Origin of the sequence: Streptomyces sp. NPDC059788, assembly GCF_042732265.1 — a bacterium.
In the GTDB taxonomy this organism is placed as follows: domain Bacteria; phylum Actinomycetota; class Actinomycetes; order Streptomycetales; family Streptomycetaceae; genus Streptomyces.
The window spans coordinates 22,708-45,673 of sequence record NZ_JBHWHY010000040.1 but is presented as its reverse complement, the minus strand read 5'-3'; the positions used below and the strand labels follow the sequence as shown (position 1 = coordinate 45,673).

The window sequence follows — 22,966 nt, the reverse complement described above, 5'->3', positions numbered from 1 at the left end:
GCCGGATTCCCCGCCGCGGCTTCCACCGGTGTCGGACCGGACTTCCGGGGCAGGCGGGAACCGGAGCGGGCACGCGGACCGGCACCGGGACGCGGCGCCTGCTTCCGGCTTTCCCCGTGGGCGGACATCGCGACGGCACCACCGTGCGCCGTTCTCCGGACGGGCGAAGCCGAGGAGGCGACAAATCCACAAGAGGATCTATGCAGACCATGGCTCACCGCTTTCCGGCCCGGACACGCGCCCGCGTCCCTGTCCTGGCCGCCGCCGGAGTTCTGACGCTCATCTGTACGAGCGCACCGGCCGACGCCGCCACCGGCCCCCGCCAGGACGCGCAGCGGCCCACCTACGCCATCGCCCACCGCGTGCTGACCGCCGACGGCGTGGACGCCGCGCTGCGGGACGGGGCCAACGCCGTCGAGATCGACGCCACCGCCTGGAAGAAGGGCTGGTGGGCGGACCACGACGGCACCCCCACCAGCGCCGGTGACCCGATGCAGGCCATGCTGGAGCGCATCGCCCAGCGGCGCGCCGAGGGCAGGACCGTCAGCTTCGTGTGGCTCGACGTCAAGAACCCGGACTACTGCCGCGGCGACGACGCGAAGTGGCGGCACTGCTCGATGGCGGCACTGCGCGACTTGGCCCGCCGCACCGTCGAGAAGCAGGGCGTACGGGTCCTCTACGGGTTCTACGGCACCGAGGGAGGGCCCGGCTGGAAGGACGTGGTGTCCGGCCTGCGCCCGCTCGAAGGGATCGCGCTCAGCGGCAGTTCCGGGGACGTGGCGAAGACGTTCGCGACCCACGGCCCGACCGTTCCCAAGAAGCAGCGGGTGATGGACAAGGGGCTCTTCAGCATCTCGCTCAATTCCCGCAACATCGTCTCCGAACTCCGGGCCGGATCGCGGGAACGGGACCGCGGGGAGCTCGGTCTGACGTCCGGCTGGACGGTCGGGAAGGGCGACGGGAAGCACGTCGACAAGCTGCTGGCACCGTACGCGGCCGGCGGCGCCGACGCCGACAGCCTCATCTACGGGCTGCGGGCCGCCTGCTACCCGGACGGCACGTCCAAGTGGCGCGGCGGCTGCGGCAGCGGCACTTCCGCCAAGGCGGCGCTGTCCACCGTCACGGGCTACGTCGCCCGGCATCCGGACGAGCGGCGGATGGCCACGAACAGCGACGTTCCGTTCGGCAGCTGAAACCGGCCCCCGGAGCGGGACAGCCCGTCAGCCTCCCGGCACGACCCGCCGTTCCGCCGCGAAGTGGCACGCCGAGTCGTGCCGGGCGGGCCCCGTCACGTCCTCGAACCCCTCCGGCACGGCCAGCGCCGGCACCTCCAGCGCGCAGCGCTCCCGCGCCTTCCAGCAGCGCGTACGGAAGCGGCAGCCGGACGGCGGATCGGCCGGTGAGGGCACGTCGCCGGACAGCAGGATGCGGTCGCGCCGGGCGCGTGCCCGGGGGTCCGGTACGGGCACGGCGGACAGCAGGGCCTGGGTGTACGGGTGCGTCGGGTGGCCGTAGATCTCCTGCTCCGTCCCGGTCTCGGCGAAGCGGCCGAGGTACATCACCGCGACGCGGTCGGAGATGTGCCGCACGACGGACAGATCGTGCGCGATGAAGACGTACGACAGGTCGAACTCGTCCTGGAGGCGCTCCAGGAGGTTGACGACCTGCGCCTGGACGGACACGTCCAGGGCCGAGACCGGCTCGTCCGCCACGATCACCTCCGGGCGCAGCGCCAGGCCGCGCGCGATGCCGATGCGCTGGCGCTGGCCGCCGGAGAACTGGTGCGGATAGCGGTTGATGTACTCGGGGTTGAGACCGACCACGTCCAGCAGGTCCCGCACCTTGCGGCGCCGGTCGCCCTTCGGCGCCACCTCCGGGTGGATCTCGTACGGCTCGCCGATGATGTCGCCGACCGTCATCCGCGGGTTGAGCGAGGTGTACGGGTCCTGGAAGACCATCTGGATGTTGCGGCGCACGGCCTTCAGCGCGCGCCCCGACAGCCTGGTGATGTCCTCGCCCCGGTACAGAATCCGCCCGCCCGTCGGCTTCTCCAGCCCGACCAGCAGCTTGGCGACCGTCGACTTGCCGCACCCGGACTCCCCGACGATGCCGAGCGTCTCCCCCTTGCGCAGCACGAACGAGACGGTGTCCACCGCCTTGACCGAGCCGACCTGCTTGCGCAGCACGACGCCGCGCGTCAGCGGATAGTGCTTGGCCAGGTCCCGTACGTCGAGGACCGGCTCCCCTGCGCGGGCGTCCGCCTCAGCGCTCACCGGCCGCCTCCTTGCTCACCGATGGTCTCCTCCCAGAAGTGGCACGCGCTGGCCCGGCCCGGTGCCACGTCGTAGAGCGGCGGCCGGTCCGTGCGGCAGACGTCCCGCGCCCTGGGGCAGCGCGGGTGGAAGGGGCAGCCCGGCGGGATCGCGGTCAGGCCGGGCGGCAGGCCCTTGATCGCGTACAGTTCGCGGCCCTTGTGGTCCAGGCGCGGGATGGAGTCGAGCAGGCCGCGGGTGTACGGGTGGGCGGGCGCCCGGTAGAGGTCGTGGACGGGGGCGGTCTCGACGATGCGGCCCGCGTACATCACCGCGATCCGGTCGGCGACGTCGGCGACCACGCCCAGGTCGTGGGTGATCAGGACGAGGCCCATGGCGTACTCCCTGCGCAGCTCCGCGAGCAGATCCATGACCTGCGCCTGGACCGTCACGTCCAGGGCCGTCGTCGGCTCGTCGGCGATGATCAGGTCCGGCTCCAGGGCCAGCGCCATCGCGATCATGATGCGCTGGCGCATCCCGCCGGAGAACTGGTGCGGATAGTCGCCCACCCGGCTCCTGGCGGCCGGGATGCGCACCCGGTCCATCAGCTCGGCGGCGCGGGCGCGCGCCTCCTTGCGGGACGCGCCCCGGTGCACCTCGAACATCTCCCCGAGCTGCGCTCCCACGCTCAGCACCGGATTGAGCGCCGACAGCGCGTCCTGGAAGATCATCGCCAGTTCGGTGCCGCGGATTCTGCGCCGCTCCTCGGCGCCCATCCGCAGCAGGTCGCGCCCGTGGAAGAGGATCTCGCCGCCCGTGATGCGGCCGGGCGGCGTGTCCAGGATGCCCAGCACGGCCTGCGCGGTCACCGACTTGCCCGAGCCCGACTCGCCCAGCACTGCCAGCGTCTCGCCCGCCGCGACCTGGTAGCTGACCCCGTTGACCGCGTGCGCGACGCCGTCCCGCGTACGGAACTCCACCTTCAGGCCGCGCACGTCCAGCAGCGTGCCGCCGTCCGCCCCGGCGCCGGAGGCCGTGGCCCCCCGCGTCCCCTCAGCCGTCATCCACCGTCTCCTCAGCGCAACTTGGGGTCGAGGGCGTCGCGGACCGCGTCGCCGAGCATGATGAACGCCAGTACGGTCAGGCTGAGCGCGCCCGCGGGCCACAGCAGCATGTGCGGCGCGTTGCGGATCTGCTTGGACGCCTCGGAGATGTCGATGCCCCAGGAGACGGTCGGCGGCTTCAGCCCGACGCCCAGGTAGGACAGCGTCGCCTCCAGCGCGATGTACGTGCCCAGCGCGATGGTCGCCACGACGATCACCGGCGCGACCGCGTTGGGCGCCAGATGCCGCAGCAGCAGGCGGGTGTTCCCGGCTCCCAGGGCCCGCGCGGCCTGGACGAAGTCGGCCTGTTTGACGGTCAGTACGGAGCCGCGGGCGATGCGCGCGAGCTGCGGCCAGCCCAGCAGCACGATGAACCCGACGACCGGCCACACCGAACCGGACGGCACGACGGACAGGAAGACCAGGCCGCCCAGCAGCATCGGGATGGCGAAGAACATGTCCGCGACACGGGAGAGCAGCGCGTCCCACCAGCCGCCGAAGAACCCGGCGAGGCCGCCCAGCACACCGCCGAGGAGGGCCGCCCCGGCCGTGGCGCAGACGCCGACCGTCACGGAGGCGCGCGCCCCGTACACCGTCCGCGCGAACACGTCGCAGCCCTGGGTGTCGAAGCCGAACGGGTGGCCGCTTCGCGCGCCCTCCTGCGACATGGTGATGTCGCAGTCCAGCGGGTCGGTGCCGGTCAGCAGGGACGGCCGGACGGCGACCAGCAGGAAGAAGAGGATCAGCAGGCCGGAGACGATGAAGACCGGGTTGCGGCGCAGGTCGTGCCAGGCGTCCGACCACAGGCTGCGGGCCCGGCCGACGGGCTGCGCCCCCGTCCCCTGGGGTGATCCCGGGGCGCCCGGCACCTCCGGTGTCGCGGCCAGCGCGCCCACCGACTCCGCCTCGGCGGCGGGCAGCGACGCCTTGCCGCCCGTCGACTGGAACGGCTCCGGGCGCTCGTGCGCGGGGTCAGGCATAGCGGATCCTCGGGTCGAGCACGGCGTACAGGAGGTCGACGATCAGGGTCGCCAGCAGGAAGACGATGACCAGGACGGTCACGAAGCCGACGACGGTCGGGGAGTTCTGGCGGACGATGCCCTGGTACAGCTCGTAGCCGACGCCGTGCACATTGAAGATCCGTTCGGTGACCACCGCGCCGCCCATCAGGGTGCCGACGTCGGCGCCGATGAAGGTGACCACCGGGATCAGTGAGTTGCGCAGCAGGTGCCGCACGACGATCCGCCGCCGGGGCAGCCCCTTGGCGACGGCCGTACGGACATAGTCGGCGCGGGCGTTCTCCGCGATCGACGTGCGGGTGAGCCGGGTGACGTACGCCAGCGACACCAGCGCCAGCACACAGCCCGGCAGCAGCAGTTCGTCCAGGGGCGCGCCCAGCGCGACGGCCGGGCTCACCCACGCCCACTTCACGCCCAGCAGGTACTGGAGGACGTAGCCGCTGACGAACGTCGGTACGGACACCACGACCAGCGTGAGCACCAGCACCCCGGAGTCCAGCAGCCGGCCCCGCCGCAGCCCGCTGAGCACGCCGAGCGTCACGCCGACGACGATCTCCGCGACGATGGCGACGGCGGTCAGCCGCAGGGTGACGGGGAAGGCGGTGCCCATCTTGTCCAGGACCGGCTGCCCGTCGAAGGTGGTGCCGAAGTCACCGCTGAAGATCTGCCCCATGTAATGCAGGTACTGCTGCCACAGCGGCCGGTCCAAATGGAGTTCGCGGCGGATCTGCGCGGCGGTCGCGGGGTCGGGCGCGCGGTCGCCGGAAAGGGCGGCGACCGGATCGCCGAGCGCGTACACCATCACGAAAATCAGGAAGGTGGCACCGATGAAGACCGGCACCATCTGCAACAGCCGCCGGATCACATAACGCCCCATGGCCGCCCGCCCGTCCCCTCAGTCCCTGATCGTGATCTGCTCGTACACCGGGACGCTGAAGGGGTTCAGGGCGACGTGCCCGACCCGGTCCGCGTAGCCGCCGCTGCCGTTCTGGTACCAGAGCGGAATCGCCGGCATTTCCCGCGCGAGCAGCCGCTCGGCCTGGTGGTAGGTGTCATTGACCTGCCGCTGGTCGCTCTGGGCGTTCGCCCGGCTCACCAGCCGGTCGAATTCCTTGTTGCTCCAGCCGGAGTCGTTGGACGAGGCGCCGGTGAAGTACTGGCTCTGCAGGAAGGTCTGGATCAGCGGATAGTCCATCTGCCAGCCGGCGCGGTACGGGCCGCTCATCTTCTTGTTGGTGACCTTGGTGCGGTAGTCGGCGAAAGTCCCCATCGGGCTGCCGTCGCACACGTGCCGGCCCAGCGCCTTGTTGACGCTGTTGCACAGGGCGTCCACCCACAATTTGTGCGATCCGGTGTCCGCGTTGTACGTCACCTTCATCGAGCCGCCGGGAATTCCGCCCCCCTCGGCCACCAGCTTCCGGGCCGCGGCCGGATCGTAGGTGCACGCGGCGCCGCAGAGCCCCGCCTGGTAGCCGCCGTGCTCCCCCAGGGCCATCGCGGTCCAGTCGGTGGCGGGCGTGCGCGTCCCCCGGAAGATCTGCCGGGTGATCGCGGGCCGGTTGACGGCCATGGAAATCCCCCGCCGTACCTTCTCCACCCCCGGCTTCGACCACTTCCCGTCGTACATCGGGAACGACAGCGTCTGGATGATCCCGGCGGGCTGGTTGATGTACCGGCCGCCCAGATCCTTTTGCACATGCTTCAGCTGCGGAGCCGGGACGTCGTCGACCAGATCGAGATTCCCGGCCATCAGATCGGTGTAGGCGGTGTCGTTGTCCGTATAGACCTGGAGATCGACCCCGCCGTTCTTCGCCCGGTCCGGACCGGGATAGTTCTTCCAGGTCCGCAGGCGCATGATCCCGCCCTTGGCATACGACTGCACGGCGTACGGCCCGTTGCCGACCGGTTTCGCCAGCCACGCGTCGTGATCGGTGAAGAACAGCCGGGGCAGCGGCATGAAGGCGTTGTAGCCGAGCATGTCCGGCCACAGCCCGAATTTCTGGTTCAGCCGGACCGTGAACGTCAGCTCGTCCCGTACCCGCAGCCCCCGCATCGTCTTCGCGGTCGGCTTCGCCCCCGCCTCCTCGGGATGCACCTGCTCATATCCCTCGACGTAACTGAAGAACGGCGCGCCCTGCTGCCGGTTGGTGACCAGGGCCCCGTAATTCCAGGCGTCCACGAAAGAACGGGCGGTCACCTTCTCGCCATTGCTGAACGTCCACCCCGGCTTCAGCTTCACGGTGAAGTTCCGCGCGTCCGGCGACTCGACCGACTCCGCGACCATGTTCTCCGCCACAGCCGTCCGCGGGTTGTACCGCTTGAGCCCCCGGAAGGCCAGGTCGAGCACCTTGCCGCCCTGTACGTCGGTGGTGTTGGCCGGCTCCACCGGGTTCTGCGGGTCGCCCCAGGACGCCCGTACGACGCTGGGGTCCTGCCCGCCCCCGCCGCACCCGGCAGCCGCCACGGCGACCGCGGCGGCCACGAAGAACGCCGACCCGGCGCGCAAGCCTCCGCGCAACGCCCTGCCTCCTCAACACCGCGACCCGGGACACCCCACCCGTCCTGCCGACCCCAACCTGACACCTCAAACCCCTCAGAACCCGTCACTCAGCCGCAACACGGGACAGAACCCCCCGTACGAGCGATCTTCGCCGGTCGGCGGCCCGGACGGGCGGGGCCGATCGGGCGGCGCCGCCCGGCCGACGCCGTCGAGCGGCCGGACCCACGTCGTAGGCTGGCTCTTCGCACGCGAGGAGCAGGAGGCCCAGGTGGCCGAGACGACGCGGACCGGGCCGACGGTGGCCGAGGTGACGGCCGAGCTGGACGGACTCGCGGACCCGAAGACACGCGAAGTGAACGCGAGGCACGGTGACGACCACGCCGTGAACCTCGGCAAGCTGCGCGCGCTCGCGAAGCGCCTGAAGACGCGGCCGGACCTCGCGCGCGAGCTCTGGGAGACGGACGACAGCGCGGCGAAACTGCTGGCGATCCTGATCTGCCGCCCGAAGGCGTTCGGCCGGGACGAGCTGGACGCCATGCTGCGACAGGCGCGCACCCCCAAGGTGCACGACTGGCTCGTGAGCAACGTGGTGAAGAAGAGCCCGCACGCCGAGGAGCTGCGCGTGGCCTGGACCGCCGACCCCGACCCGGTGGTCGCGAGTGCCGGCTGGACGCTGACCGCCGAACGTGTGGCGAAGAAGCCGGCGGGCCTCGATCTCACGGGGCTGCTCGACACCATCGAAGCGCGGATGAAGGACGCCCCCGACCGCCTGCAGTGGGCGATGAACCACTGCCTGGCCCAGATCGGCATCGCACACGCCGGGCACCGCGCCCGCGCCATCGACATCGGTGAGCGCCTCGAAGTCCTCAAGGACTACCCGACCTCCCCGGGCTGCACGTCCCCGTTCGCGCCCACCTGGATCACCGAGATGGTGCGCCGCCGGGACGACGGGACGAAGGCCTGACCGACGGACCGGGCGGCGGCCCGACCGGCCGCCGCGACGCTCACCCGGCCACGGGGCGTGGACTGCGGCTCACCGGCCCTCGTCCGACTCGCAGCCGGTCCCGTCGCCGTCCCGGTCGAGATGGTGCGGATCGTCGGGCCCGACCTTGGTCGGGCCGTGGAGATCGCTGCAGTCGAAGTCGGGCCCGCCCGTCGACGGCCCGGGACGCGGGGAACGCCCGCCCCCGTCACTCGGCGTAGGCCCCGCCACCGCCCGGATGTCCGCGGCGACGATGCCCCCGTCCCGGACCGTGTACGTACCGGCGAAGGTCCGCACCGACCCGTCCCGCTGTGCGGCCTCCAGTGTCACCGTCACCACGTCGCCGCTCACACCGACGACGTGCACGGTGTCGCGGACGGTATCGGCGAAGCCCGCGGCGAAGGAGGAGTACGAACCGCCCAGGTTCTTGCCTCCGAGGTCCCAGGCGCGACGGAAGTCGCGGGCGTTGACGGCCGCGTAGAAGTCCTGGACGACGGAGGCGGCGTCCCGTGCGGTGGTGGTGCCGGAGCCTTCCGTAGCCGTCCCGCCGGCGGAGGGCGTCGGCTCCCCGGTGACCGTGCGCGTACTGGTGACCGTGGTCCCCGTACGGTCCGGGCGGCCCTCGCCGGAGGACCCGCAGCCCGCCAGCGCGGCCGCGGCCGCCGCGAGGACGGCGGCGGACGTCGTGATGCCATGGCGGCGCATCGGCCTCACCCCACCCGGTGGAACGTGCCTACGCCTCCAGTCTGCGCCGGCCGCTCCGGCCCCGCCCGTGGATCATCCGGCCGCCCGGTCGAGCGCCCCCGCCTTCACCGTCCGCACCAGCCCGGCCAGCGCGCGTACGGACACTCCCAGCACCGTCCCGGGCCCGGCGCTCTCCCGCACCCGCCGGGTCCCGCCGGGTCCGGCGGCCACCTCGACGCAGTTCTCCGTGTGGCCTTCGCTGAAGCTGGACTTCTGCCAATCGGACCGGGACATGTGCACCTTCCTAGAGCAGGGGGTACAGGAGTCGCTCGATGAGTCTGACCGAGTCCTTCGAACGCGGCGCTTCGGGACCGAGCGCGACCTCCGTCAGCCTATCGAACGTGTGCGCATACCGGTTGATCGCGTCAACTTCGCCCAGGTAGAGGGAGTTCTCGACGTGGGTGACGACCACCGTCGACAGTGCGCGGACGGACGGCGTCAGCACCGTGAAGGCCGTACCGAAGGCCACCGGTCCTTCGAACGGCAGCACCTGGACCGTCACGTTCGGCAGGCGGGCGGCTTCGAGCAGGAGCAGCAGCTGATCGCGCATGAGCGCCCGGCCGCCGAACGACGCCCGCAGCGCGGCTTCATGGATGACGGCGTGGAACCTCGGCGCCCGTTCCCCGGAGAGCACCCGCTGCCTCGCCAGCCGGAAATCCACCGCGGACGCCTCCGCGCTGCGGGACACCTCGACGTATCCGCCACGGTGCACGGCCGCCGCGTACGCCCTCGTCTGGAGCAGGCCGGGGACGAACATCGGCTCGTAGCAGGTGATGGACTCGGCTCCCGCCTCCAGCTCGGCGAAGTCGAGCAGCGGTCCCCGGACGCTGTTGCGGTACAGGCTCCACCACCCCTTTCCGCTCTGCTGTCCGAGGTCGGTCAGCGCCTCGACGTATGCGGTGTCGATGTCCCCCACCGCGTCGGCGAGTTTGCGCAGCCGCTCGGCGGACAGGCTCGTACGCCCGTTCTCGACGTTGCTGATGTGCGATTGGTGCATTCCCATCACGGCGGCACTCTCGCCCACCGAGAGCCTCGCGCGCTCGCGCAGCTTGCGGACCTCCGCCCCGAAGCGTCGCTGACGGTACGTCGGGTTGGCTCGCAGTCCCATCGGTCCCTCCCTCGGTGCACGCGAGCAGTATTTCGCAACTCAGCATCCCCGCCATGTGGTTGTGAATAGACAACCCCAGTCGCTACCTTGTGTGTGTCGCCAGTCACAGACTGCACTCACCTGGAGGCTGCCTCATGAGCACGCCCAGCGAGACCTGGTCCTACGGCTTGTTCATTCCGCACGACCCGCGGGCGGTCGGTGTCGTCAGAGCCGCGCTGCGGCACATCCTGCACGGGGCCGGGCTGAGCTGCCTGGTGGAGACGGCGGAGCTGATGGTGTCGGAGCTGGTGACCAACTCGTACCAGTACGCGAAGACCGACGCGTATGTGAGCGTGGACCGGTCGCCGTTCGATCTGACGATCGCCGTGTGGGACACCGGGCCGGGCGTGCCGGAGCAGCAGAAGGCCGAGGTCGACGAGGAGTTCGGGCGGGGGCTCGGGATCGTGGACGCCTGCGCCGACAGCTGGGGGGTGCGGGACTGTCCGAACGGGAAGGCGGTGTGGTTCACCGTGGTGCCCAAAGGAGAGGGGGCCCGGGGCGTGCGCGGGTGACGGCTGGCGAAACGGCGGCGGGGGCGCCCGGAGCAGCATGCTCCGGGCGCCCCCGCGTACGCGCGTACGGGGCCGCTCAGGCCGCGCCGACCACGTCCTTCTCCTCCGCGAAGTGGCAGGCCGACTCGTGCGCCGCCAGGCTGCCGGTGGCGGCGAAGCGCTCCGGCACGGCGAGCAGCGGCACCTCCTCGGCGCACTTGTCCTGGGCCTTCCAGCAGCGGGTGCGGAAGCGGCAGCCCGACGGCGGGTTGGCCGGGGACGGCACGTCGCCGGAGAGGATGATCCGCTCACGGCCGGCACGGGCCTCCGGGTCCGGTACGGGGACGGCGGAGAGCAGGGCCTGGGTGTACGGGTGGGTCGGGTGGTCGTAGATCTGCTCGTCGGAGCCGATCTCCGCCATCTTGCCGAGGTACATGACCCCGACCCGGTCCGAGATGTGCCGGACGATCGACAGGTCGTGCGCGATGAAGAGGTAGGAGAGGTTGAACTCGTCCTGGAGCTTCTCCATCAGGTTGATGACCTGCGCCTGGACGGACACGTCCAGCGCCGAGACCGGCTCGTCGCAGATGATGATCTCGGGGTTGAGCGCCAGGCCGCGGGCGATGCCGATGCGCTGGCGCTGGCCGCCCGAGAACTGGTGCGGATAGCGGTTGATGTACTCGGGGTTGAGACCGACCACGTCCAGCAGGTCCTGCACCTTGCGGCGCCGGTCGCCCTTCGGCGCCACCTCCGGGTGGATGTCGAAGGGCTCGCCGATGATGTCGCCGACCGTCATCCGCGGGTTGAGCGAGGTGTACGGGTCCTGGAAGACCATCTGGATGTTGCGGCGCACGGCCTTCAGCGCGCGCCCGGACAGCTTGGAGATGTCCTCGCCCTTGTAGAAGACCTCGCCGGACGTCGCCCGCTCCAGGTTCATCAGCAGCTTGGCGACGGTGGACTTGCCACAGCCGGACTCGCCGACGATGCCGAGGGTCTCGCCCTCGTACAGGGAGAAGGAGATGCCGTCGACGGCCTTGACCGCGCCGACCTGCTTCTTGAACAGGATGCCCTGGGTGAGCGGGAAGTGCTTGACCAGGTCGCGGACTTCGAGGATGGGCTCGCGCCGCGCTTCCTTCTTCGGCTCAGCCATTGATCGTCTCCTCCCAGAAGTGGCACGCGCTGCCGCGGCCGTCGGCGACGCTGTGCAGCGGCGGCGCCTCCGTGCGGCAGATGTCCTGCGCCTTGGGGCAGCGCGGGTTGAACGCGCAACCCGTCGGGATGTTCAGCAGGTTGGGCGGCAGGCCCTTGATCGCGTACAGCTCCTGGCCCTTCTGGTCCAGGCGCGGGATGGAGTCGAGCAGGCCGCGCGTGTAGGGGTGCGCGGGGTTCGCGTACAGCTCGTGTACGGGTGCGTGCTCGACGATCCGGCCCGCGTACATCACCGCGATCTTGTCGGCGACGTCCGCGACCACACCCAGGTCGTGGGTGATCAGGATCAGGCCCATGTTGTACTCGCGCTGGAGGTCCGCGAGCAGGTCCATGACCTGCGCCTGGACCGTCACGTCCAGGGCCGTCGTCGGCTCGTCGGCGATGATCAGGTCCGGCTCCAGGGCCAGCGCCATGGCGATCATGATGCGCTGGCGCATACCGCCGGAGAACTGGTGCGGATAGTCCGAGACGCGGGCCGCGGCGGCCGGGATCTTGACCCGGTCCATCAGCTCGACGGCCTTGGCCTTGGCGTCCTTCTTGGACAGGCCCTGGTGGACCCGGAACATCTCGCCGAGCTGGTAGCCGACGGTGAGCACCGGATTCAGCGACGACAGCGCGTCCTGGAAGATCATGGCGATCTTCGCGCCGCGGATACGGCGGCGCTCCTCGGGGGACATCGTCAGCATGTCCTGGCCGCGGAAGAGGATCTGGCCCTGCGGGATCTTCGCCGGGGGCATGTCCAGGATGCCCATCACGGCCTGCGCCGTGACGGACTTGCCGGAGCCGGACTCGCCGAGCACGGCGAGCGTCTCGCCCGCGCTGACGTTGTAGTTGACGCCGTTGACGGCCTTGACGACGCCGTCCCGGGTGTGGAACTCGACATGCAGGTCACGGACGTCGAGCAGCGGACCGCTGTCCTTGTCGTCCGACTGTGCCGCGGGAACGTCCGCGGTCTTGGAGATGGTGGTCACGTACGCCTCCCTCAGCGCAGCTTGGGGTCGAGGGCGTCGCGCACCGCGTCGCCGAGGAGGATGAACGCCAGCACGGTGATGCTCAGGAACGCCGAGGGGATGAGCAGTACGTGCGGGGCGTCGCGCAGCACGTCCTTGGCCGCGGAGATGTCCACGCCCCAGGAGATGGCCGGCGGCTGGAGGCCGATGCCCAGGTAGGACAGGGTGGCCTCGGCGGAGATGTAGCCGGCCAGCGCGATGGTGGCGACGACGATGACCGGCCCGATGGCGTTCGGCAGGATGTGCTTGAACAGGATGCGGCTGTGGCCGGCGCCGAGCGCCTTGGCGGCCGTCACGAAGTCCGACTGCTTCTGGGTGATGACCGCGCCGCGCATGACGCGGGCGAGCTGCATCCAGCCGAAGACGGACAGGCCCAGGGTCACGGTCCACACGGTGCGGTTGGTGAACGCCTGGAGGAGTACGAGCGCGCCGAGCAGCAGCGGGATGCCGAAGAACACGTCGGTGATGCGCGACAGGAGGGCGTCGGCCCAGCCGCCGAAGTAGCCGGCGAGCATGCCGAGCAGACCGCCGAAGACGGTGACCGCGAAGGTCACACAGACGCCGACGATGATCGAGGCGCGGGCGCCGTACACCGTACGGGCCCATACGCTCTGGCCCTGCTTGTTGTAGCCGAACCAGTCCACCTGGAACAGGTGCGACCACTGGGGCTCGCCGAGGTAGTGGTTGCGCAGGTCGGCGTGGTCGGGGTCGGCGCCCGTGAAGAGCGACGGCACGATCGCCATGACGATCAGCAGGACGAGCAGGACGCCGGCGATCCAGAACATCGGCCGCACGCGCAGCTCGCGCCACGCGTCCTGGCCGAGGCTGCGGGGCTTGTTGGGGCCGCCGCCGGCCGCGTCGGCAGCGGCGGCGCCGACGCCGGGCGCCGCGAGGTCCACGGTGTCGCCGGTGGTGCCCGGTCCCGCGACGCTGCCGGGGTTCACAGTTGTCTTCTCAGGCATAGCGGATCCTCGGGTCCAGAACGGCGTACAGCAGGTCCACGACCAGGCTGCTCACGAGGTAGATGAGGACGAGCACCGTCACGATGCCGACCACGGTGGGGCCTTCACTGGTCTGGATCGCCCGGTACAGCGTGTTGCCGATGCCCTGGACGTTGAAGATGCCCTCGGTGACGATGGCGCCGCCCATCAGCATGCCGAGGTCGGTGCCGAGGAAGGTGACCACGGGGATCAGGGAGTTGCGCATCAGGTGCACGCCCAGGCGCCGGCTCTTGGGCAGGCCCTTGGCGAGCGCGGTGCGCATGTAGTCGGCGCGCAGGTTCTCCGCGACGGTGGTACGGGTGAGCCGGGTGACGTACGCGAGCGACAGGGCGCCGAGCACGATCGCCGGTACGGTCAGCTGCCCCAGGTTCATGGAGTCCTGAACCGTCGGTGTGATCAGCTGCCACTTCAGGCCCAGGAAGAACTGGGCGAGGAAGCCGAGCACGAACACCGGGACCGAGATCACGACGAGGGTGAGCACCAGGACCAGCTGGTCGATGAACTTGCCGCGCTTGAGGCCGGTGAGCATGCCGAGCGCGACACCGATGACGACCTCGATGGCGAAGGCGTAGAGCGCCAGCCGGATGGTCACCGGGAAGGCTTCGCCGATCAGGTCGGCGACCGGGCGGCCGGTGAAGCTCTGCCCGAAGTCCCCCTTGAACAGACCGGTCAGGTAGTTCCAGTACTGGGTCAGCATGGGCTGGTCCAGCCCGAACTGGTGCCGAAGTCTGGCGACGGTGGCCGGGTCGGCGGCCTTGTCACCGAAAAGCGCCTTGATGGGGTCGCCCGGCAGCGAATACACCATCAGGAAAATGAGCAGAGTGGTCCCGATGAAAACCGGGATCATCTGGAGCAGTCGCCTCGCGACATAACGCCCCATGGTTCCTCCTGTCGCTGACGGGCCCAGTGGCCGCCTCGCCCCGGGGGTAAGTGGGGGCGGGCGGCTACTGGGCCTGCGTCACATGCAGCGTCCCGGTTACTTCTTCTTGACCTCGACGTCGGTCCAGATCGCCTGGCGGTAGGTGTCGAACTTCACGTTCTGCACGTTGTTCGAGTAACCGCCGAGGGTGTGGTCGAAGAACAGCGGGATGGAGGGCATCTTCTCCGTCAGCTTGGTCTCGGCCTGGGCGTAGAGCTTGTTCGACTCCTCGATGGTCTTGGCGCTGTTGGCCTGGTCCATCAGCTTGTCCAGCTCGGGGTCGGAGAAGCCCATGTCGTTCGCGCCGGCACCGGTGCGGTACTGCTCGGAGATGAAGTTGGAGATGTTCGGGAAGTCCTGGACCCACGCCATACGGAAGGCGCTGTCCATCTTCTTGCCGGTGATCTCGTTACGGACCTGCTGGAAGGTCGGGCGCGGCTGGGCGGCGCAGTTCACGCCGGTGTTCTGCTTGATGTCGTTGCAGACCGCCTCGGCCCAGTCCCGGTGGCCGCCGTCGTTGTTGAAGGTGATGGTCATCTTGTTGCCGGGGACGCCACCGCCTTCCTTGATCAGCTGCTTGGCCTTGGTCGGGTTGAACTTGCAGAACTCGCCGCAGGCGTCCTTCTTGTAGCCCTCGACGACCGAGGGCACCCAGCCGTCGGCCGCGTCGTAGGCGTCCTTCAGCACGGTCTTGACGATCGTCTGGCGGTCGATCGCCATGGACAGGCCCTGGCGGACCTTGGCCTTCTCGGGCTTGCCCCACTCCTTGTCGTACATGGGGAAGGCGATGGTGGTCTGGCCGCCGTACGGCTCGTTGACCGCGCGCTCACCGAGGTCGCTCTTGAACTTGCTGGTCGCCGAGTTCGGGACCTTGTACATGATGTCGACCTTGTCGGAGACCAGGTCGTTGTAGGCGCTGTCGTCCGTGTTGTAGAACTTGAAGATCACGCCGCCGTTCTTGGGCTTGTCCGCGCCCTTGTAGTCGGCGTACTTCTTCGTCTTGAACTGGACCTTGTGCTCCCAGTTCCCGTCCTGCTGGTACGGGCCGTTGCCGATGGGGTGCTCGCCGAAGCCCTTGGGGTCCTTGAAGAAGGCCTTGGGCAGCGGGAAGAAGGCGTCGTAGAAGAGCCGCTCCTTGAAGGTGGAGACCGGCTTCGACAGCTCGATGGTGAACTCGTTGTCGTTGACGACCTTCAGGCCCGACATCTTGTCGGTCTCCGGGTCGCCCTCCTTCGGGTGGACGTCCTCGTAGCCCTTGATGAACTCGAACCAGGAGGAGTTCAGCTGGGCGTTCTTGGCGTTGGCACCCCAGTTCCAGGCGTCCACGAACGAGGAGGCCGTCACCGGCTCGCCGTTGTGGAACTTCCAGCCCTTCTTCAGCTTCACCGTGAAGTGCTGGTTGTCCGTGGACTCGACGCTCTCGGCGTTCTGGTAACGCAGCTTGCCGTTGGCGTCGAAGTCCACCAGACCTCGGAAGAGGTTCTTGATGATGTAGCCGCCGCCGACCTCGTTGCTGTTGGTCGGGATCAGCTCGTGCTGCGGCTCGGTGCTGTAGTAGGTGTATGTGCCGTTGGGGTCAACGGCCGCGTTGTTGCCACTACCACTGCCGCCGCCGCACGCCGTGGCGGTCATCGCCACGACAATCGCACCTGCGACCCAGGTGGCGCTCTTGGCACCGCGCATGGGACTGCCTCCTCATGAGTCCATTCACTTCATGGAAAGGAGCTGCCCGCAGCTGACACCCCTGACAGCCAGCGACCAGCCCCTGCTGCTCGTGAGTCGGCGCTCCCCACAGCGCGTGACCCATTGACCCGAGCTCAATGCACCCCAGTCTCAGTCACCTTCGCCCCATAAACCACGTGTAAGGGGTCTCGGTTTGGTCACATCCGTTTTCCTAGAGTTCGGAATCCGGACAAACCAAACCATCCAGACGGTAACGAAACGGACTGTCGACGCACCACATCGTGATCTTCGTCCGTAATTCGGACTCATCATGGCCGGATCGCAATCGGAATCCCGTTGACACGGGAAACATGAATGCGCTAGCGGGAGCGCGGAGCCGGTAAACGGAAAGCGCCCCACCGGATGGAAAATCCGGTGGGGCGCTCGCGGAGCGTAATCGCCGGCCGTCCGCCGGGAATTACCCAGCGTGGTTTCCCGGCGACGCGTCCGGGTCAGCGCTTGGCGCGCGAGGCGGTACGGCCGCGCTCCTTCTGGTCGAGGACGACCTTGCGGATACGGACCGCCTCCGGGGTGACCTCGACGCACTCGTCGTCGCGGCAGAACTCCAGCGACTGCTCCAGGGAGAGCTTGCGCGGCGGCACGATCGCCTCGAAGGAGTCGGCCGAGGAGGAGCGCATGTTGGTGAGCTTCTTCTCCTTGGTGATGTTCACGTCCATGTCGTCGGAGCGCGAGTTCTCGCCGACGATCATGCCCTCGTACACCTCGGTGCCGGGGTCGGTGAACAGCACGCCGCGCTCCTGGAGGTTGGTCATCGCGAAGGCGGTGACCGCGCCGGCCCGGTCGGCGACCAGCGAACCGTTGTTGCGGGTCGTCAGGGTGCCGAACCAGGGCTCGTGGCCCTCGTGGATGGAGTGCGCGATGCCGGTGCCGCGGGTGTTGGTCAGGAACTCCGTACGGAAGCCGATCAGGCCGCGGGACGGGACGACGAACTCCATGCGGACCCAGCCGGAGCCGTGGTTGGACATGTTGTCCATCCGGCCCTTGCGGACACCCATGAGCTGCGTGACGGCGCCCATGTGCTCCTCGGGCACGTCGATCGTCATGCGCTCGACCGGCTCGAAGGTCTTGCCGTCGACCTCCTTGGTGACCACCTGCGGCTTGCCGATGGTCATCTCGAAGCCCTCGCGGCGCATCTGCTCGACCAGGATGGCCAGCGCCAGCTCACCGCGGCCCTGCACCTCCCAGGCGTCGGGGCGCTCGGTGTCGAGCACGCGCAGCGAGACGTTACCGATCAGCTCGCGGTCCAGACGGTCCTTGACCTGGCGGGCGGTGACCTTGCGGTCCTTGGTCGCGGCCTTGGCGTCCGCGCCCTTGCCGGTGCCGCCACGGCCGACCAGCGGCGAGGTGTTCGTACCGATGGTCATCGAGATCGCCGGCTCGTCGACGGTGATCAGCGGCAGCGCGACCGGGTTCTCCGGGTCGGCCAGCGTCTCGCCGATCATGATGTCGGGGATGCCCGCGACGGCGCAGATGTCGCCGGGGCCCGCGACCTCGGCCGGCTTGCGGGTGAGCGCCTCGGTCATCATCAGCTCGGTGATGCGCACGCTCTGGACCGATCCGTCGCGCTTCATCCACGCGACGGTCTGGCCCTTGCGCAGCTCGCCCTGCTCGACCCGGAGCAGCGCGATACGGCCGAGGAAGTTGTCCGCGTCGAGGTTGGTGACGTGGGCCTGCAGCGGCGCCGACTCGTCGTACTCGGGGGCCGGGACGGCGTCCAGCAGGGTGGTGAAGAACGGCTCCAGGTTGGTGCTGTCCTGCGGGACCGTGCCGTCCTCCGGCTTGGTCAGCGAGGCGACACCGTCACGGGCGCAGGCGTAGACGATCGGGAACTCGATCTGGTCCTCGTCCGCGTCCAGGTCCAGGAACAGGTCGTAGGTCTCGTCGATGACCTCGGCGATCCGGGAGTCCGGGCGGTCCGTCTTGTTGATGCACAGGATGACCGGCATCTTCGCGTCCAGCGCCTTGCGCAGCACGAAGCGGGTCTGCGGCAGCGGGCCCTCGGAGGCGTCCACGAGGAGCACGACCGCGTCCACCATCGACAGGCCGCGCTCGACCTCGCCACCGAAGTCGGCGTGGCCGGGGGTGTCGATGATGTTGATGGTGATGACGTCGCCGCCATCCTTGGGGTGGTACTTCACCGCCGTGTTCTTGGCCAGGATCGTGATGCCCTTCTCACGCTCCAGGTCGTTCGAGTCCATCATGCGGTCGTCGAGGGACTCGGCTGCGTGCGCGGCGAAGGAGCCGGCCTGCTTGAGCATGGCGTCGACCAGCGTGGTCTTGCCGTGGTCGACGTGAGCGACGATGGCGACGTTACGAATGTCGTGGCGCGTGGGCATACTGCGGCGCTTCTCCCGGATCGTGGATGGCTGCACGTACGGTCCGGTACGTGTGCCTGCCGGGCATGAAGACGCCACGGCCTCACCCCATGGTACGGGGCTGCCGCCGCATCGGCAGCGCCAGGGCATACGAACCGGCTCTGACCTGCGGTGATCCGTTTTCGAACGGCTACTGTACGCCGGGGACCCACCTGTGCTTCGCCCGGGTGCCACCCCTGCGTAACCGAGCCGGACGGCGGCCGCGCAAGGGCCGGCCGGGCAGTGGGTCCGCCCCGGCCGGCCCTGAGAGCTGTCCGCTACGCCCGGTCCGTCACTTCTTGTAGCCGATGTCCTGGAAGCGCGGGGTCGCGAAGCCGAAGGCGCCGGCGTTGACCAGGTTGTTCCTCGCCGCGACGACCTCCGGGCGCTGGTAGAGCGGTACGGACCCGGCCGCCGCCCAGATCCGGGCGTCGGCGCGCTCGACCAGCTCACGGGAGGCGTCCTCGTCCAGCTCGGCCGCCGCCTGGTCGAAGAGCTGGTCGATGTGGTCGGTGCCGACCCGGGTGTAGTTCTGCTCGACGGTGAGGCTGCCGTCGGCCGCGGGCTGCGGCTTGGCGTAGATCGGGCGGCCGTCGGTGGCCGGATAGGCGGAGGCGGGCCAGGTGTAGAGCGCCAGGTCGTAGTCGCCGGCCGCGATGTGGTCCTCGAAGTAGCTCTTGTCGGGCACCTTCTGAACGACGGTCTGCACGCCGATCCGGGCGAGCATCCGGGAGATCCGGTCGGCCACCGTCCGCAGGCGCTCGGACCCGGGTCCGTCGGGGAGCACGAAGCGCAGGGCGAGCGGCTTGCCGTCCTTCTTGAGGGCCGGTACGGGCCCGTGGGCGGCCGGGTCGGCCTGGAAGAGGTCACCCGGGGCGGCGAGACCGCCCTCGACCGGTTTGCCGTCGGCCGCCGCGCCCCGGCGCGCCTGCTCGGCGCCGGTGCCCCGGCCGCCGGGTGCCGGGGCCACCTCGATCATCTCGGCGGCGCTCAGCGCGTCGGCCGCGAGCATCTCGTAGCGCCGGTAGTCCGCGTACGCCGGGCCCGTCGTGTCGCCCTCGGCCGTCGTACGCCGGTTGGCCGCCGCGTCCTTGTAGAAGAAGGCGCTCTGCCGCAGCAGGGCGGACCGCAGGAGGTCGGCGGAGCGCACACCGGCCGAGGACAGCGGTGTGGTCGGCACGGAGTCCGCGCGGGCCGCGTCGCCCGCCTTGTCGTCGGCGGCGCCGCCCCGGTCGGCGTCCACCTTCTTCTCCGGTTCCTGGCCGGGCTTCTTCTCCTGCCCGGCGGAGCCGCCCGGCGCCCGCCAGCCCGCGTCCGCCAGCATCGCCTTCGCGGCCGAGGTGTCCGGCCCGCCGAGGGCGCCGCTGTGGTCCGTGTACCCGGGCTGGCCCGCCATCAGCAGATGGCTGCCCAGCGGCCGGTTCGGCAGGCCGAGCGGCTTGAGCACGGTGTCGGCCAGCTTCTGCCGGTCGATGGCGCGGGCCACCGCGCGGCGCACCCGCTCGTCGTCGAGCGGGGTGACGCTGCCGTTGAGGGCGAGCTGTGTGTAGGCGGGTTCGAGGGCCTTGCGGACGGTGTAGCGGCGCAGGGCGTCCCGTTCGGCGGCGGACGCGTTGCGCGGCGGCGCGTCGTCGCCGCGCGGGCCCGGGGAGTGCCCGGCCTCGTGCTCGGCGTCCTCGACGCGCCCGGCCGCCGACTCCCCGCCCGGCACGCCGGCGCTGGGCGATCCGGCGCCCGGCGAGCCCGCGCTCGGAGATCCGCCGCCCGGCGAGCCCGCGCCAGGGGACCCCGCACTCGCCGGCCCGGACGGCTTCGGCTTGCGCGCCGCGGCGACCCTCTGGGCGTCGGCCGGGTCCACCTCGGCCAGGTCGACCGTCCCGGCGGTCAGCGCCGCGGCCCGCTTGTCGCGCGGCAGTGCCGTCAGCACCACCTTGTCCAGCTTGGCCGGCGCGCCCCACCACTTCGGGTTGCGTACGAGGGTGAGGGTCCCCTCGTCCGCGTCGCGCTCCTGCACCCGGAACGGCCCGGCCACCGCCTTGAGCTGTTCGCGGGCGCCGTCGTTGAAGGCCCGCGCGTCGCCCATCACGCTCTTCGGGTACAGCGGTGTGAACAGCGACCTCCAGTCGGCGTACGGCTTGGCGAAGGTGACCTTGACCTCGTGCGCGCTGCCGCCCTGCTCGACCTTGTCGATCCGGTCGTACCCGGCGTTGCGCGCGCTCCAGTACGCGTTGTCCTTGCCGCGCAGCGCGTTCCACTGCGCCACGAAGTCCTCCGGGCCGACGGCCCGCCCGTCGCTCCACCGCGCCTTCGGGTTGATCTTGTAGACGACGGTCTGCCGGGGCTCGCGGTCGGTGATGTCGGCGGCGTCGAGGTAGTCCGGGTTGCGCTGCGGCCGGCCGCTCCGGTCCAGGGTGAACAGCCGGGGCAGTACGGCGTCGGTGACGCGCCGCGTGGCCGCGTCCGCGCGCGCCTGGAAGGCGTTCAGCGTGCCGGGCACGGCGTCCACCGCCCAGCGCAGCGTGCCGCCCTGGCGCACCCGGTCGCGGGCGGTGACGACGATGTCCTGGGCGCCGGGGACGGCCTGCGCGCCATCGTCGCCCCCGCCGCAGCCGGTCAGCACCGGCAGGGGCAGCAGCACTCCGGCAGCGAGGAGCGCGGCGCGCCGGCGCCTGCGGCCGGCCGCGCCGCCTGAGCTGACGGGGTGGGTCATCACGGTTACCTCCGGGGCTCGCCCGCGCCGTGCCGCCGCGGCGGGCCGCGGGGCCACGGATCACGTTCGGCCGACTTTGCGGCTCATCACATCTATGGCTCCACCACTGAAGGCGACCGGCCGCCGCGGAAGCGGGCGACACGTCGGCCGCCGCCGTGAAGGCCACCCGCCCGGCCCAACCGTTCCGCTTCCGGCGGACGGCGCCGGACGGCGGGCGGGCGCGGTCCCGGGCGGACGCCGCCCGTTCGGACGCGGGACGGGAGAGCGTACGGGTTCGCGTCCGCGGGCGTACGCACAGCCGTACAAAAGCACGCCTGTCGGTACGGCCCGACAGCGCACACCCGCCGAAACATGCCGGTCCGGTTCCGCAATCACTGCAGATCTCTTCCCAATCGCGACTGTGACGCGCGACACTCGCAGGCGCACGCCGCTGCGTGCGGGCCGGTCCCGCACGCGGCGGCACGGGCGCCGACCATCCCGTGGAGGTGAGGGCAAGTCATGTCCCTGCAGGACGATCTGACAGCAGTTCAGCGCAGTCTGGACGACCTTGAACGGTCGGTCGGGCGACTGGAGGAGCGGGTCGGCGGCGGCCTGGACATCCGCCGGGTGCGCAGCGACACGGACCATCTGCGCGAGAGCCTGCAACTGCTGCGGGACGGCACCGCGGACGTGTCCGGCGGGCGGCCCGGCGCGTACGGCCTGGGCAAGCGCCCCGTGCGCACCCCGGTACCCGCCCCCGAGATGGTGACCATCCCGGACGCGCCGTACGACACCGCCCTGTGGACCGACGCGGAGGACGAGGGGCTCGGCGCGCGCGATCGCCGGGCGCCGTAGACCGCCTGCCCGTACCCGTACCGCCACCGAGCGCCACCCGTCCCACCCCCAGGACAGCCGTCTACGGAGACCGACGTTGGCCACTGGCACCGAACCCCAACCGCATACCGACGCAAGCGGCGCGAAGGGCGCGGCCGGCCCGCCCGGCACCGGCGTCCACGCCCCTTCGCGCGCCGCGATCCCCGCCCGCCACCTGCGCACCGACCGCTGGTGGCTGTACCCGGCCACGACGGCGGCGGGCCTGTTCGCCTTCGTCGTGTACTCGACGTGGCGGGCGTTCGCGAACGCGGACTACTACGCCGCGCCGTACGTCTCGCCGTTCTACTCGCCGTGCCTGGCGGAGAACTGCCACCCCATGCGCGGCGGCCCCAACTGGGACGTGATCGGCAGCTGGTGGGGCCTGTCCCCCGCCCTGCTGATCCTGATCTTCCCGCTGGGTTTCCGGCTGACCTGCTACTACTACCGCAAGGCGTACTACCGGGGCTTCTGGGCCTCCCCGCCGGCCTGCGCGGTCGCCGAGCCGCACAAGAAGTACACCGGCGAGACCCGCTTCCCGCTGATCCTCCAGAACATCCACCGCTACTTCTTCTACTTCGCGGTGGTCGTCGCGGGCATCCTCACCTACGACACCGTGCTCACCTTCCGCGACGCGCACTACGACTGGGGCCACATGGGCCTCGGCACCCTCGTCTTCCTCGTCAACATCACCCTGATCTGGGCGTACACCCTCTCCTGCCACTCCTGCCGGCACATCATCGGCGGCCGGCTGCGGCACTTCTCCAAGCACCCGGTGCGCTACCGCCTGTGGGGCTGGGTCGGCAAGCTCAACGCACGGCACGCGGCCCTCGCCTGGGCCTCCCTGATCAGCGTGGCCGCCGCCGACTTCTACGTCTTCCTGCTCGCCACCGGGGCCTTCGACGACCCGCGCTTCTTCTAGGAAGGGTGCCT

Annotated in this window: 20 protein-coding genes; 5 read left to right on the top strand and 15 right to left on the bottom strand. The window is 70.2% G+C overall.

The window, feature by feature from the left end; all coding sequences use genetic code 11:
* Positions 1 to 200 precede the first annotated feature (200 nt).
* Positions 201 to 1,193 carry a phospholipase gene (locus tag ACFV57_RS30440; RefSeq protein ID WP_385238784.1) on the top strand — a complete coding sequence of 331 codons (993 nt, stop codon included), beginning with the start codon at positions 201 to 203 and terminating at the stop codon, positions 1,191 to 1,193.
* Between the two features lie 27 nt (positions 1,194 to 1,220).
* Here ACFV57_RS30440 and ACFV57_RS30435 read toward each other — a convergent pair whose 3' ends face one another.
* Genes ACFV57_RS30435 through ACFV57_RS30415 form a run of 5 tightly spaced genes read right to left on the bottom strand, consistent with a single transcriptional unit; the run spans position 1,221 to position 6,892 of the window.
* Positions 1,221 to 2,273: an ABC transporter ATP-binding protein gene (locus ACFV57_RS30435; protein ID WP_385238782.1), complete on the bottom strand. Its 1,053-nt coding sequence runs from the start codon at positions 2,271 to 2,273 to the stop codon at positions 1,221 to 1,223.
* On the bottom strand, positions 2,270 to 3,316 hold the full coding sequence (locus ACFV57_RS30430; protein ID WP_385238780.1) for an ABC transporter ATP-binding protein: 1,047 nt from the start codon (positions 3,314 to 3,316) through the stop codon (positions 2,270 to 2,272). Before ACFV57_RS30430 ends, ACFV57_RS30435 begins: the two co-directional genes overlap by 4 nt.
* An 11-nt stretch (positions 3,317 to 3,327) precedes the next feature.
* On the bottom strand, positions 3,328 to 4,335 hold the full coding sequence (locus ACFV57_RS30425) for an ABC transporter permease (protein ID WP_385238778.1): 1,008 nt from the start codon (positions 4,333 to 4,335) through the stop codon (positions 3,328 to 3,330).
* Complete coding sequence (locus tag ACFV57_RS30420) at positions 4,328 to 5,251, bottom strand: ABC transporter permease (RefSeq protein ID WP_385238776.1); 924 nt, start codon at positions 5,249 to 5,251, stop codon at positions 4,328 to 4,330. Before ACFV57_RS30420 ends, ACFV57_RS30425 begins: the two co-directional genes overlap by 8 nt.
* 18 nt (positions 5,252 to 5,269) lie before the next feature.
* Complete coding sequence (locus ACFV57_RS30415) at positions 5,270 to 6,892, bottom strand: ABC transporter substrate-binding protein (protein WP_385238774.1); 1,623 nt, start codon at positions 6,890 to 6,892, stop codon at positions 5,270 to 5,272.
* A 250-nt stretch (positions 6,893 to 7,142) separates the two neighbouring features.
* Here ACFV57_RS30415 and ACFV57_RS30410 point away from each other — a divergent pair, with 250 nt between their 5' ends.
* Positions 7,143 to 7,838 (top strand): DNA alkylation repair protein, encoded by a 696-nt coding sequence (locus tag ACFV57_RS30410; protein ID WP_385238772.1) that lies wholly within the window; start codon positions 7,143 to 7,145, stop codon positions 7,836 to 7,838.
* Between the two features lie 69 nt (positions 7,839 to 7,907).
* Here ACFV57_RS30410 and ACFV57_RS30405 read toward each other — a convergent pair whose 3' ends face one another.
* The 3 genes from ACFV57_RS30405 to ACFV57_RS30395 all read right to left on the bottom strand — a co-directional run bounded on the left by ACFV57_RS30405 (position 7,908) and on the right by ACFV57_RS30395 (position 9,708).
* On the bottom strand, positions 7,908 to 8,561 hold the full coding sequence (locus tag ACFV57_RS30405; RefSeq protein WP_385238770.1) for a hypothetical protein: 654 nt from the start codon (positions 8,559 to 8,561) through the stop codon (positions 7,908 to 7,910).
* 72 nt (positions 8,562 to 8,633) lie between these two features.
* The gene (locus ACFV57_RS30400) at positions 8,634 to 8,834 is read right to left on the bottom strand and encodes a DUF397 domain-containing protein (protein WP_385238768.1); all 201 of its coding nucleotides are present in this window, start codon (positions 8,832 to 8,834) and stop codon (positions 8,634 to 8,636) included.
* Positions 8,835 to 8,844: 10 nt separating this feature from the next.
* Complete coding sequence (locus tag ACFV57_RS30395; RefSeq protein WP_385238767.1) at positions 8,845 to 9,708, bottom strand: helix-turn-helix domain-containing protein; 864 nt, start codon at positions 9,706 to 9,708, stop codon at positions 8,845 to 8,847.
* A 134-nt stretch (positions 9,709 to 9,842) separates the two neighbouring features.
* Here ACFV57_RS30395 and ACFV57_RS30390 point away from each other — a divergent pair, with 134 nt between their 5' ends.
* Positions 9,843 to 10,259 (top strand): ATP-binding protein, encoded by a 417-nt coding sequence (locus ACFV57_RS30390; RefSeq protein WP_385238765.1) that lies wholly within the window; start codon positions 9,843 to 9,845, stop codon positions 10,257 to 10,259.
* A 76-nt stretch (positions 10,260 to 10,335) separates the two neighbouring features.
* Here ACFV57_RS30390 and ACFV57_RS30385 read toward each other — a convergent pair whose 3' ends face one another.
* The 7 genes from ACFV57_RS30385 to ACFV57_RS30355 all read right to left on the bottom strand — a co-directional run bounded on the left by ACFV57_RS30385 (position 10,336) and on the right by ACFV57_RS30355 (position 21,184).
* Entirely contained in the window at positions 10,336 to 11,388 is a 1,053-nt protein-coding gene (locus ACFV57_RS30385) for an ABC transporter ATP-binding protein (RefSeq protein ID WP_385238763.1), read from the bottom strand.
* Complete coding sequence (locus ACFV57_RS30380) at positions 11,381 to 12,418, bottom strand: ABC transporter ATP-binding protein (RefSeq protein ID WP_385238761.1); 1,038 nt, start codon at positions 12,416 to 12,418, stop codon at positions 11,381 to 11,383. Before ACFV57_RS30380 ends, ACFV57_RS30385 begins: the two co-directional genes overlap by 8 nt.
* 11 nt (positions 12,419 to 12,429) lie before the next feature.
* Complete coding sequence (locus ACFV57_RS30375) at positions 12,430 to 13,419, bottom strand: ABC transporter permease (RefSeq protein ID WP_385238759.1); 990 nt, start codon at positions 13,417 to 13,419, stop codon at positions 12,430 to 12,432.
* Positions 13,412 to 14,338, bottom strand: coding sequence for an ABC transporter permease (locus tag ACFV57_RS30370; protein ID WP_385238757.1), 927 nt, complete (start codon positions 14,336 to 14,338; stop codon positions 13,412 to 13,414). The genes ACFV57_RS30375 and ACFV57_RS30370 overlap by 8 nt, the downstream gene beginning before the upstream one ends.
* Positions 14,339 to 14,434: 96 nt before the next feature.
* A complete protein-coding gene (locus ACFV57_RS30365; RefSeq protein WP_385238755.1) occupies positions 14,435 to 16,060 on the bottom strand; it encodes an ABC transporter substrate-binding protein in 1,626 nt (541 codons plus the stop codon).
* Between the two features lie 491 nt (positions 16,061 to 16,551).
* Positions 16,552 to 18,456: a translational GTPase TypA gene (typA, locus tag ACFV57_RS30360; protein WP_385238753.1), complete on the bottom strand. Its 1,905-nt coding sequence runs from the start codon at positions 18,454 to 18,456 to the stop codon at positions 16,552 to 16,554.
* A gap of 310 nt (positions 18,457 to 18,766) precedes the next feature.
* Positions 18,767 to 21,184, bottom strand: a complete 2,418-nt coding sequence (locus tag ACFV57_RS30355) for an ABC transporter family substrate-binding protein (RefSeq protein ID WP_385238751.1) — start codon at positions 21,182 to 21,184, stop codon at positions 18,767 to 18,769.
* A gap of 498 nt (positions 21,185 to 21,682) precedes the next feature.
* Here ACFV57_RS30355 and ACFV57_RS30350 point away from each other — a divergent pair, with 498 nt between their 5' ends.
* Together ACFV57_RS30350 and ACFV57_RS30345 are read left to right on the top strand one after the other, a co-directional pair.
* Complete coding sequence (locus ACFV57_RS30350; RefSeq protein WP_385238749.1) at positions 21,683 to 22,018, top strand: hypothetical protein; 336 nt, start codon at positions 21,683 to 21,685, stop codon at positions 22,016 to 22,018.
* 76 nt (positions 22,019 to 22,094) lie between these two features.
* Complete coding sequence (locus tag ACFV57_RS30345; RefSeq protein WP_385238747.1) at positions 22,095 to 22,955, top strand: hypothetical protein; 861 nt, start codon at positions 22,095 to 22,097, stop codon at positions 22,953 to 22,955.
* Positions 22,956 to 22,966 lie beyond the last annotated feature (11 nt).

What these genes read in the sequence shown, in the direction of transcription:
- ACFV57_RS30365 (WP_385238755.1), bottom strand. Translation starts at nt 16,060, where the DNA reads ATGCGCGGTGCCAAGAGCGCCACCTGGGTCGCAGGTGCGATTGTCGTG.
- ACFV57_RS30425 (WP_385238778.1), bottom strand. Translation starts at nt 4,335, where the DNA reads ATGCCTGACCCCGCGCACGAGCGCCCGGAGCCGTTCCAGTCGACGGGC.
- ACFV57_RS30440 (WP_385238784.1), top strand. Translation starts at nt 201, where the DNA reads ATGCAGACCATGGCTCACCGCTTTCCGGCCCGGACACGCGCCCGCGTC.
- ACFV57_RS30395 (WP_385238767.1), bottom strand. Translation starts at nt 9,708, where the DNA reads ATGGGACTGCGAGCCAACCCGACGTACCGTCAGCGACGCTTCGGGGCG.
- ACFV57_RS30420 (WP_385238776.1), bottom strand. Translation starts at nt 5,251, where the DNA reads ATGGGGCGTTATGTGATCCGGCGGCTGTTGCAGATGGTGCCGGTCTTC.
- ACFV57_RS30370 (WP_385238757.1), bottom strand. Translation starts at nt 14,338, where the DNA reads ATGGGGCGTTATGTCGCGAGGCGACTGCTCCAGATGATCCCGGTTTTC.
- ACFV57_RS30385 (WP_385238763.1), bottom strand. Translation starts at nt 11,388, where the DNA reads ATGGCTGAGCCGAAGAAGGAAGCGCGGCGCGAGCCCATCCTCGAAGTC.
- ACFV57_RS30390 (WP_385238765.1), top strand. Translation starts at nt 9,843, where the DNA reads ATGAGCACGCCCAGCGAGACCTGGTCCTACGGCTTGTTCATTCCGCAC.
- ACFV57_RS30405 (WP_385238770.1), bottom strand. Translation starts at nt 8,561, where the DNA reads ATGCGCCGCCATGGCATCACGACGTCCGCCGCCGTCCTCGCGGCGGCC.
- ACFV57_RS30355 (WP_385238751.1), bottom strand. Translation starts at nt 21,184, where the DNA reads ATGACCCACCCCGTCAGCTCAGGCGGCGCGGCCGGCCGCAGGCGCCGG.
- ACFV57_RS30375 (WP_385238759.1), bottom strand. Translation starts at nt 13,419, where the DNA reads ATGCCTGAGAAGACAACTGTGAACCCCGGCAGCGTCGCGGGACCGGGC.
- ACFV57_RS30400 (WP_385238768.1), bottom strand. Translation starts at nt 8,834, where the DNA reads ATGTCCCGGTCCGATTGGCAGAAGTCCAGCTTCAGCGAAGGCCACACG.
- ACFV57_RS30430 (WP_385238780.1), bottom strand. Translation starts at nt 3,316, where the DNA reads ATGACGGCTGAGGGGACGCGGGGGGCCACGGCCTCCGGCGCCGGGGCG.
- typA (WP_385238753.1), bottom strand. Translation starts at nt 18,456, where the DNA reads ATGCCCACGCGCCACGACATTCGTAACGTCGCCATCGTCGCTCACGTC.
- ACFV57_RS30350 (WP_385238749.1), top strand. Translation starts at nt 21,683, where the DNA reads ATGTCCCTGCAGGACGATCTGACAGCAGTTCAGCGCAGTCTGGACGAC.